This is a genomic window from Verrucomicrobium spinosum DSM 4136 = JCM 18804, assembly GCF_000172155.1.
Classification (GTDB): domain Bacteria; phylum Verrucomicrobiota; class Verrucomicrobiia; order Verrucomicrobiales; family Verrucomicrobiaceae; genus Verrucomicrobium; species Verrucomicrobium spinosum.
This window is the reverse complement of sequence record NZ_ABIZ01000001.1, coordinates 5,619,449-5,631,954: the sequence shown is the minus strand read 5'-3', so window position 1 is coordinate 5,631,954 and position 12,506 is coordinate 5,619,449. Positions and strand designations below refer to the sequence as shown.

Sequence of the window (12,506 nt, the reverse complement as noted above, 5' to 3'; positions counted from 1 at the left end):
CGCTGGCAGCAAATCATTTGCGCCGGGCGGAGCTGCACGTTAGTTTCCCCCAACCATGTGGAATTTCATCCAGGATCACTGGAGAGACGGGGTGGAGATTCTGATTCTCGCCGTCCTGCTTTATCATGGCTACAGGTTCCTGCGTGCCACACGTGGTGCTCGCATCCTCACCGGCTTGCTCGTCCTGCTTCTGGGGCTCACACTGATTTCCCAGTTGCTGGAACTTCAGGTGATGAACTGGCTGCTGGAGCGTTTCTCCGTTTTCCTGGCGGTGGGTCTGGTGGTGCTGTTCCAGCCGGAGTTGAGGCGTGTGCTGGCTGAACTGGGCTCGCACCGGTTTTTCTCATTCAATGCCACCGAAGAGGCCAGTGTGGACCAGTTGATCGAGGCCATGGTCAGCCTTTCCCACAAGCGCTGTGGGGCGCTGTTTGCCCTTCAGCGGGGCATCGAACTCAAGCCCTATGCTGAGAGCGGCGTGGGCATGGATGCCAGGATGTCGCTGGAACTGGTGGGGACGATCTTTCATCCCAAGACGCCTTTGCATGATGGTGGCATGATCGTGGACCAAGGGCGGATCATCGCCGCTGGCTGTGTATTTCCCGTTACCCAAAAGGATCTGAACGATCGCAGTGTCGGCCTCCGGCATCGCGCTGGCATTGGCATCTCTGAGGAAACGGATGCCATCGCCTTGGTCGTGAGTGAGGAAACTGGTGCCCTGTCGCTCTGCTACAAAGGCAAGCTGGAGCACGATCTGGAGGCCAATGAACTCCGCACGCGACTTCAGCAGATCCTCATGTTTGGCGACGATGATGAGGAGGAAACCAAGCCTGGAAAACAGGAAGGGGTGACCATCGCAGATGTCAAAGCCACGTTCGCCAGGGTTAAACTCTGGTTCACCCGCGACTGGGAGGCGAAGCTGGTGTCCCTGGTGCTGGCCTTCCTTTTGTGGTACGTCATCCACGACCAGATCTCCCGCGGCCAGCGGTTCATGTTTGAAATGGGGTCTGCCACTCCCGGCTCGGTGAAGGTGTAGGGCCTGCTCGCGCCAGAGGAGGTGAATGCAGGCTACTTCCTGCCGGGGATCAAACGCCCTGGTAGTTTAAAGATCTCCTTGGCGGCCTTCCCCGTCCCTTCGAGGATGCCTTCAGCGGCACCCGCGCCTACCTTCACCCCTTCGACCCCCATCTTGGCCCCTTCTTTGAGGATGCCAGTGGCGGCGTCCACCGTCCCTTTCACAATCTGAGTCCCGGGTGCAAACTTTAGCTGCCATTTGAGGTCGGGTAGCGTGCCCGATCCTTCGAAAGTGAGCAGTTCGCTGAAGGCACCAGTGGCCAGTTTCAGCACCAGACCTTTGAGGCGGGCTTGCGCTTCGAACTGGGCATACTTGGACTCCAGATTGATCGAGCCTTTGGCGTCCACTTTGGTCGCACTGCTGGACAGGTCGAGTTGCTCGAAGACCAGGCTCCCTCCACCCATGTGATAGCGGGCGTCCAGGCGGGAGGCCACATCTTTGCCAAAGTCGGGTTGCAGAGGGTTGATCAACAGGTGCAGGGCCCCGAGGAAGGGGACCTGATAGAAACGTGCCTGAGTGATAACGATGGAGCCAGAACCGTTCACCCCGGACGGAGTCATCACCCCCCCGCCTGAAAAAGTGCCCGTCACCGAGCCCTGGCGGGGTTCGTTGCTGCCGAAGCTCCGCATCACCACGTCCAAGCTTGCTCCTGACAGCCTGGCGCTGGTCTTGAAGCTCGTGGCGGGCTGAGAGTAGTCCAGATCGAGTTCGTCAGTGGTAAGGCTCCCTCCCCAGAGCCTGGCCTTTACCTCCTTGAGCGAGGCCCGGCGATCTTTCAGCTCCAGATTGGACCGCAAGTCGTCAAGATGGATGGTCCCAGAGTCCAATGACCACGCCAAATGGCCTTCCAATTCGAGCCGCCCGTGCCACTCCAGGGCACCGGGATCCGAAAACGGCAGGAGGCCGGTGCCGGTTAGCTTCCAGACGCCCTCAGAGCGAAGTTTTTGCAGATGCACCGCATTCGGGGAGAGCTGACGAACCACCGCAGGCAGGTCCAGTGAAGAGTCTAGCTGCTTGATCACGATGTGCTCCCGACCTGGATCCACATGCCCCGACATGGTCGCGGCACCGCCGCCGCTGGCTAATCTGAGCAGAGGAATCTCGATCCTCGACCACGGATCTCCCTCGGCTGCGGTATCGATCTTGGCCGCGGCCTCAGTAAGGTGGAGCCCCCTCCAGGTGAAGTCGCCACCGCTAAGTTCGAGGTTCATCTGGACCCGGCCTTCGGGCTGGGCTTTGCGGAAGTCGAGCCTGGCCACGGGCGGCTGGTTCGCGGAAACGATCTTGATATATTTCTGGGTCGGGGCCAGCCATCGGAATCGCAGGGCAGACCGCAGAGCCTGTCCCTTCTCCCGCGGCGGTTGTTTGGCCTGCTCCTCCGGGGGAAGTTCTGCTTTGGGTGTCCAGGCATATTCTCCGGTGATATGGGCAGCCCACCCCTCCATGAGGCCTTGGGCATTTACCAGTTCCACCCTGCCCTGTCGCAGGTTCAGGTCGATGCCGAAGTTCTCCACCTGCATGCGTGTCTCGCCCTCCAGCAATTCCAGGTGGGATTTCCTGGTGGTGAACCTTCCCGCGTTCCAGTTGCGCCAGCCCGGGCTGTCTTTCACAAGACGGAGGTGGGAAACTTTGACGGCAGCATCCGTTTTGGCTGCGTCACGATAAAGAGTCACGTTGGTGAGACTGACGCCGGGACCGGGGACCCAGTTGGCATCCTCCCAGCTCATGAACACGCCGGCGTCTGCCAGACGCGAGTTTGCCTCAGCCGCCAGGATGTCACCAATCCACTGGCGGCCCAGCCACACCCCGCCAGCAAGGAGGAGCAGGAACACAAGGCTCCCGAGGAGAAATCGGCGCAGCCGCCGTTTCTTCTTGGGAAGCGGTTCAGGTGGGTTCACGGCGCTAGGGGAGGACCAGTGTCGCAGAAAATCTGACGTCCGGCAATCGTCAACTGCTGGCTGCCGGGGCACCAGGAGCAGGGAGGGACGGGGTGGAGCTCACCTGTGACAGTCTCTGCAGGACATAAGGTGCAGCCAGAGGGACCACTGCCTGGAGCATCGTGCGCAGCATCTTGGCACTCATAGTGGGCCGGGCCATACGGAACACCATCGGGATCACCCTGCTGGCCAGCGCTCCTCCTGCGAGGGCATACAGGGCGTATCGCATCGGGTGGGAGGCGATGGCTTCGCGGGCGCGGGACGGGAGGTTCAAAGAATGCTCCAGATCGTCCACCGCGCAGCGCAGTTCCCACCGGCTGGCTTCAAGTTGACGCCTTAGTTTCTGGAGTTCGGCTGGGAGCTGGTGAGCCATAATTTGTCTTGTTGGAATTCATGCCTGGTGGCGTGGAAGAGCGTTTTGCTGGAGGTGGAAAGGGTCCGAATCGCCCATAGCGCCAGTGCTGCTGCTCCCAGGAGATGGGCTGCGGCCACGACAGCCGCTGCGGGGGCCAGTTCACCTTGCCACCAGTGAGCGGCCACCCAGCCCACCACGGCAAACATGAGGAGGACATAGGCGATGGACGCGAAGAGCAAACTGGTCAGCGCCGCCACGATCACCGCAGCCAGCAGCTTGAATGCTCCTCCGCCCTCCATGCAGGCAAGGCGGAACCGGGCCTCCAGGTACATCACGGCTGCAGCGAGGAGGCGCCGCAATGTGCCGGTCACGCCCGCGGAAGTTTTCTCCGGGTCGGAGTTTAGGGGGGGCTGCATCAGGGGGGACATGCTGGAACGGAATCAGCCGTTCGTCTGTTGAGGCCGCGTGCGAATGGCTGCGGCGACGAGAAAGCCTGCACCCGCTGCCAGACCAGTTGCGGCGAGTGGGTGCGAGGAAACCCATGAAGCCGGGCGGGCCACTCCAGTCAACGTCTCACGGGTGATGGCTGCAATGGTTCGGGCGATGGGCCGCATGTGATCGAGCAACCGGTGATTGGTCAGCCGGGTCAGTCGATGCCTGGCGTGCCGTACGTCGCGGCGGATATTGTCAGGGTACAGGACAAGGGCTGGGGCCGGGATCATGGGTGCAATAAGTGGGTTTTTTTGATGCCAGGGGGCCGTTGTACAAACAAGATCAGCGGGCGACTTCGTGAGCCTTCTCCTCGATCTTGTTGCCTACTTTTTGGGTGTCACGCCCCAGCCCGGCCATCGTGTTGCACGAGACCATTCCGCCAGCGATTGCTAGGGTGCCCATCAGAATCGCAGCTTTTGCGAATGGGCGCTTCACGACTGGGGTGGGAGAGGGGAACTTGATGACAGAAGGAGTGGTATTCATAGCGACACCCCAAGTCGCAAGGGATATGCCACCTCGGTTGGCATGGTGTAAGGCGTTGATTTCCAACGAGAAGTGTTCTTCAGTCTTGCGAGGGGGGCACTGCTCAGGTTGCATCCTGCATCGCCCAAGGCCGTTTTTCGTTTGCAGAATGCATGAACATCCGGTGCTCCCATCAGTGTAATGAGCAGGGTTTCTTCTCTGCGGAAGGGGGCATGACTGATCGACACACGATCAAGCCCAAGGGGCTCCCCCCTTAAAGAAAACAACCTCGAAATCCGCGGCGGGAGTTCGAGGTGTCTGTCAATCTACCCACGGGATTACTCTGAATCCAGCCCTAGCTTCTTGCGCTTGCGATACAGGGTGGCTTGATCGATGCCAAGCACGGATGCGGCCTCTGCAAGGCTATGAGTTCTGCTCAAGATGGCTTTGATGTGGGCGGCCTCCAGATCTTCCAGACTTACCCAGTCGCCTTTGTTGGGGCCATCTGCGGAGGATTCCGCAGCGGCGCTGCCATTCAGCGAAGGGGGAAGGTCAGTGGCTTTGATTTCGCGGCTCGCGGCCAGAATGACGACACGTTCAATGACGTTGCGCAGTTCACGGAGATTACCTGGCCAGGGGTAGGCCATGACCCGCCGACGCGCCTCCTCTGAAAAGGCCGGAAGGGGGCGGGCACACTGTTTGGCGAAAAACTTTAGGTACTCCTCGGAGAATCGCATCACGTCCTGCTGTCTCTGGCGCAGCGGTGGCATGGTGACGGTGATAACATTCAGGCGATAGTAGAGGTCTTCACGGAAGGTGCCATCTCCCACCGCCTTTGCGAGGTCACGGTTGGTCGCGGCGATGATCCGGACATTGGCCTGCCGGATGGTGTTTTCCCCCAGCCGCTCGTACTCGCGATCCTGCAAAAGCCGCAGCAGCTTGGGCTGGATCTCCAGGGGCAGTTCACCGATTTCGTCCAGGAAAAGGGTTCCGCCTTCTGCGGCCTTCACCTTGCCCCACTGGTCTTTCACTGCGCCGGTGAAAGACCCGCGGGTATGGCCAAAGAGTTCACTCTCCAGCAACTCCTTGGAGAGGCTGGGGCAGTTCACGGTAATAAAGGGTTTGTTTGCCCGGTCACTCCGCTGATGCACCGCCCGAGCCACTACGCTTTTGCCCGTGCCGCTCTCACCCAGGATAAGGATGGATGCGGGAGTGGGGGCGGCGCGAAATAGCACGTCCAGGGTGTCCTTCACTGCTGCATTGGAGGAGTCGAACACCGGCTCCGGACTGTGGCTCGCCACCTGGGTCTGCAGTTCCACTACGCGCTCGGCCAGTTTGCGGTGCTTCTGCGCACGGGTGATCACCAGGCCCAGTTGGGTGCCGGTAAAGGGTTTCTCCAGAAAGTCCAGAGCCCCGCGGCGCATGGCTTCCACAGCCAGACTGATATTGGCGGCCGCAGTGAAGACGACCACGGGCAGTTGCGGGTTCCGCTTCAGGATCTCGTCCAGAATGTCCAGGCCGTATTCACGACCCAAGTTCACATCGAGCAGGACCAGATCGAACGTGGACTCCTTAATGGCTTCCAGGGCCGTGGCGCTGTCCTGGGCACTTTCCGCATAATGGCCCGCGTCCTCCACAATCTGCATCGTGGCTTCGCGGATGAGCTTTTCATCATCAATGACGAGGATGTCCATGTGTGATTGTCTCTCTGCTTATTATCGGGCCAGTTTGGCGGTGGAAGATTGGGCTTCGGGAGATTGCTCCAGAGTTTCGGGAATAGCCAGAGGGAGCTGGAGGGAAAATACGGCTCCCTCCCCGGGACCGCTGACCATCCGGATCGTGCCGCCCATGCGTTCGATGAGGCGTTTTACGATGGAGAGTCCCAGCCCTGTGGAAGGCTCGCCGCCCGTGGGCCGGGCGCTCAGCCGACCATAGCGCCGGAACATTCGGGACATGTCGTCCTCTGTGAATCCCGGTCCCTGATCTGCCACCTCACACACGGCAAATCCGGTGGTTCCCGTCTTGGCCCGCAGAGTGATGGTGGTGCCCACTGGCGAGAACTTGATGGCATTGGAAACCACGTTCTCCAGGGCTTGCTCCAGCATTTCGTGGTCGCCTTTGATCGTCACGGGACGCGAGGCCAGCTCGAGGACGATGTTAATCTGCTTGGCAGCCGCGATGGGTTCGTGACGGGCTCCCACAGAGGTGAGGATCTCTTTCAGGTCAATCGGGGCCGGATCCACCTTCAAGTTCTCCGCCAGTTGGTTGGCAAGGAACTCTTTCACGAACACGAGCATGCGCTCCGTGGAGTCGTGGATGTTGTCCACCAGCCGGGCGCTGCGCGGGGGCAGTTCAGACACACGGTCTTGAAGCAGCTTCGTGCTGAGCTTCATGCCCGCAAGGTGGTTCTTCAAGTCATGCGCCAGGATGCCAAGGAGCTCATCCTTGTCCTCGGCCAGCAGGCGCAGGTCATCCCGGGCGTGTTTGAGCGCCAGATGGGTGCGTACTCGGGAAAGGAGCTCCGCACGGTTAAAGGGCTTTGTGACATAGTCCACTCCGCCGGTCTCCAGTGCTTGCACGATGAGGTTCTTGTCATCGGCGGCGGAGAGGAAAATAACCGGGATGCCAGACCAGTCAGGGTTGGCCTGCAAGCGGCGGCAGACCTCCAGACCGTCCATTTCCGGCATCATCACATCCAGCAGGATGAGGTCCGGCTTGCGTACGCCCAGGCGCTTGAAAGCTTGCTCCCCACTCAGTGCGGGAATGATGTCGTAGTCCATCATGGAGAGGATGGTTCCTACGATTTGAAGATTTTGTTCCTGGTCGTCGATGATCAGGATGGTGTCCTTAAAGACTGTGGGAGTCATGCTGGAGAGGCGGAGTCGGAGTCAGATACGGATGCAGATGTCAATTGGGCGGTAAGGGTCGGAAATTGCGAAAGTTGATTTTCCAGCGCAGCCAGGGCAAAGGCCTCGGCGGCTTCTATCAACTTCTGAGCATACACTTCCAGCGGGGGACATGAGGAGGATCGCGCGAGACCTGCAAGCTGGTTGGAAAAACTTTGCACATCAGACATTACCATGCCCTGCACGACGCCCGGCCACACAGTCTTTTCCAACTCCTTCAAGCGTGGCAGCAGTTCCCGCCAGCGGCCGGCGATCTCGACGGAGGCAGGTTTGGCCACTTTCGGGACACCCAGGAGGGAATCCATGGTAGAGTGATGCGGAATGAACTGCGCCAGTTCACGATAAAGCTCTGCATGGGAGAAGGGCTTGCGGATGTAGCCGTCGAATGAGCGGCGGAGTGCCTGCTCTTCTTGTGACAGGCTTGAGGCCGTGACCGCGACCAGCGGCAGCAACTCCAGGTCAGGTTGCTGGCGGATGAGGCGCATGGCCTCCCGACCGTCCATTTCTGGCATGCGGATGTCCATCAGCACCACGTCTGGTCTCTCCGCCGCGGCCGTCTTGACGGCCTCTGCCCCGCTGGCGGCGAGGAGGATTTTATGATGAGTACTGGCGAAAATGTCGGCCACCAGACTGCGGTTCGTAGGATTGTCATCCACGGCCAGGATCTTGGAGGGCCGGAGTTTGTTGAAATCAATCGAGAGATGCTCCTTGGTCTGGCTTTCTGGGAGGCGCGCCGAGATCTCGACATGAGGAAACTCAAAGCGAAAGAGCGTGCCGCGACCTGGCTGGCTGTCCAGCAGGATGCGGCCTCCCATGAGGTCGGAGAGTCGTTTCACGATGGCGAGACCCAGCCCGGTGCCGCGGGTTTGGGATTTCGTTCCTCCATTCACTTGAACAAAGGGCCGGAAAACTTCCGCCTGCATCTCGCGGGGGATGCCTATGCCGGTGTCTTCCACCTCCACCGTCAAAAGCATGCGGCTGCGGTGTTCGGTGCCTCGTTCACCGTGCAAGCGCACGGTCACTCCGCCACGTTCAGTGAACTTGAGCGAGTTTCCCACGACATTCACCAGGATCTGCCGGAGCCGGATACTGTCGATCAGCAGGGAGTTGGGCACACTTGGGGAGATTTCTGCGTGCAGTTCCAGGCCTCGCTCAATGGCCTGCCGGGCAAACATCTGCTGCACGAAGCGCACCACGTCCCGCACATCACAGGGGTCCGAGGAAATCTGCAACATGCCCGCCTCGATCTTGGAGAGGTCCAAAATGTCGTTGATGATCTGCAACAGAGCCCTTCCGCTGACCAGGATGGTTTCCGCATGGCGTTTCTCCTGCTCTGACTGCGCCTCATTGGCCAGCAGTTCGCTGAACCCCAAGATCGCATTCATTGGGGTGCGGATCTCATGGCTCATCGTCGCCAGGAAGATGCTCTTCTCCTTTTCGGATTGCTCTGCCCGCACTTTCGCCGCGGCGAGCCGCTCCTCCCGGCGCAGTTGCTTGAGGGACTCCCGGAAGAGCATCAAGGCCAGAGCTCCCGCTCCCAGGGCTACGACGCCGGATGCGGTTGCGCTGATCAGGCCCCATTTCTGGTCTGACCTCATCACAGCATTCTTTTGAATGATGATGCCATCTAGTCGGGACGTGACTGCCTCGACCCGCTGGCGGAGCTCGTCCATGATGCGTTTTCCGTTGCCAGCGGAGATAAATTCCTGGGCCGGTCCGGGGCCTTCTCTCTTGCGGATGCTGATGGCGTCGCGCAGTTCGGCGAACATCTCCTCGACCAACTGTCGAATGCTGGTCACATCTGTGCTGGACACAGACTCGGTGTGGTCGGCCGCCATCAGTTCATCCAGATCTCTGGGCACGGCCACCACACTTTTTAGGAACGGGGCGAGGTAAGTTTCATCTCCCGTGATCTGGAAACCCCTCTGGCCCGTTTCGGCGTCTTTGATGGCAGAGAAGGTTCGTTCCCAGCCCGCCTTCATCAGCATCGCATGCTGGCTGGCATCAATGCTGGCGTTCATCTTGGACCAGGTGACGGCCGTGAAGATGAGGGAGGTGACCGCCATCGCACCCGCGACGAAGGCGATAAAACCCTTGGTTGGCTGTCTTTTAAACCGCATGAGACCCGCGTCAGTGTCACGCCTCCCACCCTGATTCTGCAAGCGGTGTTTTCCCCGCCTTGCAAAAAGCATCGCAGACGGCAGGATACCTTGCAAAATGGTCTATGTTTTCCAGGAGGGAGCGGGGTGTTGTGGGGGTCATGAAGGGTGTTAAGGGTTCATCGTGAGTGAGTTGTGTTTCATGTCGGGTGGGTGGCATGAGGAATGCACCTTTTGGGGTCAAACCCCTTTTGATTCCACTCGTAATGACTCCCATCCAGATTCCCCGGCCCCTCTTCAACTTGAAGGACCTATTGTGCGAACAGCTCCGTGATTTGCACGATGCTGAAAAGCAATACGGTTCGCAACTTCCGGAGATGGTGGCGAAAGCGACTTCCTCGCATTTGAAAGACAAGTTGAGTGAGATTTCCGACAGGGTGCTGCGAAACGCTGAAGAGCTGACACACGCCTGCCAGCTCCTCGAGGTGCCAGCCGCAGGGGTGACCTGTGAGGCGATGAAAGGGCTGGTTCGTGAGGCCAAGGACACCGCTTCCGATTGGGGTGACTCCGCAACGCTTGATGCTTCGCTCATTTCCAATGCGCAACGCATTGCCCACTATGAAATTGCGGGATTTGGCACGGCGCGGGCCTTTGCCCGCTGTTTGAAGCTGGGTGAAGTGGCGGAGGTCCTGCAGCATTTGTTGGAGCAGGCGTTTCAGGACGACAAGGACCTAAGCTACATTGCCAACGGCGGCTGGTTCACGCCTGGTATCAACCATGAGGCGGCGGACCCCGCCATCAAGCCTGTCCAAACCTCCAACGTGGAAGGGCTGGGCACCTCTTCAACCAAACTGGACGTCCCTGGCTAACAGGTCGCATTTTTAAACTCTCACTCCCTCGGACAGCCGTGAAACACAGCTTACCCAGTCTCTTCCCCATGTTACCCTATGCGCTGCTCTTCCTGATCATCGCGGTTGTTGCCGCGGTCATCGGCTTTGCCGGCATTGCCGGAGCAGCAGCGTGGGTGGCAAAAATTCTGTGCTTTGTCTTCTTGGTACTTACGGCTGCGGCATTTCTCAGCGTACCCAGGAACACGCTCTGAAGCCTTGCCTCGAATGACAAATGAACATTCGGGGGAAAATGGCATCAGAAGTTGCATGGCGCAATCATTTCCAGACCCACGGGTTCAGGCGCCGGCGGCGTGGATCAATCAGTGAAACCACATCCAACCAAACAAGCATAACCTCCAACTGCATACCTCTATGGGCATTCTTTCCTGGATCATTCTCGGCCTCATCGCAGGCGCACTCGCCAAGCTTATCATGCCGGGCGACCAAAAGGGCGGCTGTTTCCTGACGTCCATTCTGGGCATTGCTGGCGGTATTGTCGGCGGATGGCTGGGCTCGACCCTCTTTGGGTGGGGCAGCGTCAACGCCTTCGACTTCCGCAGCCTGGGCATCGCCATCATTGGCTCCTTGATCCTGCTTCTGGGCTTCCGCCTGGTGAGCGGCAAAAAGTAGAGCGTTCTGGCCGGAGAAACCTCTTGGATGTCGGCGGATGGAAGTCCGCCGGCATTTTTTGTGAATTGAGATGGTCGTAGTTGTTTCCTGATTATCTGGCTGCAGTTTGCCTCGCTGCCAGCTCAGCGGGCTTCAGGATGTGGCGGAAGGTCAGGCTGATGCGGGCATCATCGGTGTCAGTCTTCTTGATCGCGTGCATCCAGTGGGCCTGGGTGGCCTGCGTCATGTAAAGCAGTGAGCCAGATGGAAGCGCAAATGCATGCTCCAGATTCGGTGTCGATTTGCTCCGGAAGGTCAGGACTCGTTCCGCTCCAAGTGAGATGATGGCGACGCCGGTGTCGTCGGCGAGATTGTAGGTGGCGTCAGAGTGAAACCCCATGCTGGAGCGTCCATTCTCGTAGTAATTGATGAGACAGTTCGTCGGGGCGAAACCGAGTGTGGCGGTGAGCTTCTGGCAGAGGGGTGCGAGGAGAGCGTGCATAGGCACCTCTTCATAGGCAATCCCGGAGTCGTCGTAGGTCTGGCCAAAGCAGGCTGTCTTGCGGGACTTCATGCGCTCGTCCCAGATGATCTGGTTCGTCAGTGCATGAAGCAATTCGCCGACTTCCGATGGCGCGAGATAGTTCGGGGTGACCGTCACTTCAAGGTGGTCCATGGCTTTTTCCAGGGTTTTTTGGATAGGGGAATGCAAAATGCCACGTCGCCAGCGATTTCAAAGCGCCATGTGCGGCAATTCGGTGGCGGCGCTTAAAGCTTGCAAGAAGTGTTTTTCATCTGCGTAATGATTTACGTCTATGAAAAACGGATCTCGCTCTACTGCGTCTGCCTCCCGCGCTTCCACCAGAGCGGGGGCGCAGGACTCTCCCCAGGTGCCGGGTGTGGCCCTTGAGCCTGCAGGATCCGAATCTCAAGCTCCTGCGCTCCAGCGAGGGTTGAATATTCTGGAATTTCTGGCCTGCCGGGAGGAAGGGGCCACTCTCTCAGAACTTAGCAGCGCGCTCAGTCTCTCTCCCGCCTCCATTTTCCGTCTGACCGGAGTCCTGGAAGAGTCCGGCTATGTGCGGCGAGAGGAGCCGTCGCGTCGCTTCAGTTTGACGCGAAAACTGCTCCTTCTTGCCCAGCCCAAGCACGAGGGGCGGGCCTTGGTGGAGTGCTGTCTGGCCCCGATGCGTGAGGTGCTTCGCCGTACGGGTGAGACGGTGCAGTTGTGTTGTCTGGCCGGAAACGAGAGCGTCATGGTGGAGCAGTTGCCCTCCACGCATCCGTTCAAGTACATCGTGGATCTCGGGTCCCGCCCGCCCTTGCACTGTTGCGCGCCCGGCAAGGCCCTGCTGGCGAGTCTCCCGACAGGGGAGCAGGCAAAGATCATCCAGGAACTGAAACTCGAGAGACACACGGCCCGCAGCATCACCACCAAGAAGGGGCTGCTGGATGAGTGCAGGCGAATTCAGGCTGCGGGTTATGCAGTGGACGAGGGGGAGCACTTTGAGGGCATCCACTGCGTGGCGGCATCGGTGAAGGACCGCCATGGCTACCCGGTGGCTGCGATTACGATTGCAGGTCCTTCCGCCCGAATTCCAACGCATCGGTTCGCAGAGTTTGGAGCCGTCATGATGGAGGCCGCCCGTGAGGCGGCACTGAACTATTTTGGTTGAGCCGGAGT

Annotated in this window: 14 protein-coding genes; 5 read left to right on the top strand and 9 right to left on the bottom strand. The window is 59.3% G+C overall.

All coding sequences use genetic code 11. The annotated features are described in order from the left end of the window. Nucleotides 1–55 precede the first annotated feature (55 nt). Nucleotides 56–1,033 carry a diadenylate cyclase CdaA gene (cdaA, locus tag VSP_RS36940; protein ID WP_009963637.1) on the top strand — a complete coding sequence of 326 codons (978 nt, stop codon included), beginning with the start codon at nucleotides 56–58 and terminating at the stop codon, nucleotides 1,031–1,033. A gap of 32 nt (nucleotides 1,034–1,065) precedes the next feature. Here cdaA and VSP_RS22965 read toward each other — a convergent pair whose 3' ends face one another. The 8 genes from VSP_RS22965 to VSP_RS36930 form a co-directional block, all read right to left on the bottom strand. Continuing rightward, nucleotides 1,066–2,970 (bottom strand): AsmA family protein, encoded by a 1,905-nt coding sequence (locus VSP_RS22965; RefSeq protein WP_009963635.1) that lies wholly within the window; start codon nucleotides 2,968–2,970, stop codon nucleotides 1,066–1,068. Nucleotides 2,971–3,019: 49 nt separating this feature from the next. Continuing rightward, nucleotides 3,020–3,382: a hypothetical protein gene (locus VSP_RS22960; RefSeq protein ID WP_009963633.1), complete on the bottom strand. Its 363-nt coding sequence runs from the start codon at nucleotides 3,380–3,382 to the stop codon at nucleotides 3,020–3,022. Next, nucleotides 3,346–3,780 (bottom strand): phage holin family protein, encoded by a 435-nt coding sequence (locus VSP_RS22955; RefSeq protein WP_157211013.1) that lies wholly within the window; start codon nucleotides 3,778–3,780, stop codon nucleotides 3,346–3,348. The genes VSP_RS22960 and VSP_RS22955 overlap by 37 nt, the downstream gene beginning before the upstream one ends. 24 nt (nucleotides 3,781–3,804) lie before the next feature. Continuing rightward, nucleotides 3,805–4,086: a hypothetical protein gene (locus VSP_RS22950; RefSeq protein ID WP_009963631.1), complete on the bottom strand. Its 282-nt coding sequence runs from the start codon at nucleotides 4,084–4,086 to the stop codon at nucleotides 3,805–3,807. A gap of 52 nt (nucleotides 4,087–4,138) precedes the next feature. Further along, a complete protein-coding gene (locus VSP_RS42520) occupies nucleotides 4,139–4,291 on the bottom strand; it encodes an entericidin A/B family lipoprotein (RefSeq protein WP_198141219.1) in 153 nt (50 codons plus the stop codon). Nucleotides 4,292–4,656: 365 nt separating this feature from the next. Beyond that, nucleotides 4,657–6,012, bottom strand: coding sequence for a sigma-54-dependent transcriptional regulator (locus tag VSP_RS22940; RefSeq protein ID WP_009963627.1), 1,356 nt, complete (start codon nucleotides 6,010–6,012; stop codon nucleotides 4,657–4,659). A 21-nt stretch (nucleotides 6,013–6,033) separates the two neighbouring features. Further along, nucleotides 6,034–7,185, bottom strand: a complete 1,152-nt coding sequence (locus tag VSP_RS22935; protein ID WP_009963626.1) for a hybrid sensor histidine kinase/response regulator — start codon at nucleotides 7,183–7,185, stop codon at nucleotides 6,034–6,036. Then, the gene (locus VSP_RS36930; protein ID WP_198141218.1) at nucleotides 7,182–9,344 is read right to left on the bottom strand and encodes an ATP-binding protein; all 2,163 of its coding nucleotides are present in this window, start codon (nucleotides 9,342–9,344) and stop codon (nucleotides 7,182–7,184) included. Before VSP_RS36930 ends, VSP_RS22935 begins: the two co-directional genes overlap by 4 nt. Nucleotides 9,345–9,589: 245 nt before the next feature. On the opposite strand from VSP_RS36930, the gene VSP_RS36925 reads away from it, so the two are divergent. The 3 genes from VSP_RS36925 to VSP_RS22915 all read left to right on the top strand — a co-directional run bounded on the left by VSP_RS36925 (nucleotide 9,590) and on the right by VSP_RS22915 (nucleotide 10,843). Next, nucleotides 9,590–10,192, top strand: coding sequence for a ferritin-like domain-containing protein (locus VSP_RS36925; protein WP_009963624.1), 603 nt, complete (start codon nucleotides 9,590–9,592; stop codon nucleotides 10,190–10,192). Nucleotides 10,193–10,260: 68 nt separating this feature from the next. Continuing rightward, nucleotides 10,261–10,425 carry a DUF1328 family protein gene (locus VSP_RS41245; protein WP_009963623.1) on the top strand — a complete coding sequence of 55 codons (165 nt, stop codon included), beginning with the start codon at nucleotides 10,261–10,263 and terminating at the stop codon, nucleotides 10,423–10,425. Between the two features lie 160 nt (nucleotides 10,426–10,585). Beyond that, the gene (locus VSP_RS22915) at nucleotides 10,586–10,843 is read left to right on the top strand and encodes a GlsB/YeaQ/YmgE family stress response membrane protein (RefSeq protein WP_009963622.1); all 258 of its coding nucleotides are present in this window, start codon (nucleotides 10,586–10,588) and stop codon (nucleotides 10,841–10,843) included. A gap of 91 nt (nucleotides 10,844–10,934) precedes the next feature. Here the strand turns inward: VSP_RS22915 and VSP_RS22910 are convergent, their stop codons facing one another. Further along, nucleotides 10,935–11,498 (bottom strand): alpha-ketoglutarate-dependent dioxygenase AlkB, encoded by a 564-nt coding sequence (locus VSP_RS22910; protein WP_009963621.1) that lies wholly within the window; start codon nucleotides 11,496–11,498, stop codon nucleotides 10,935–10,937. 139 nt (nucleotides 11,499–11,637) lie between these two features. On the opposite strand from VSP_RS22910, the gene VSP_RS22905 reads away from it, so the two are divergent. After that, on the top strand, nucleotides 11,638–12,498 hold the full coding sequence (locus VSP_RS22905) for an IclR family transcriptional regulator (protein WP_009963619.1): 861 nt from the start codon (nucleotides 11,638–11,640) through the stop codon (nucleotides 12,496–12,498). The last annotated feature ends 8 nt before the right edge of the window (nucleotides 12,499–12,506 follow it).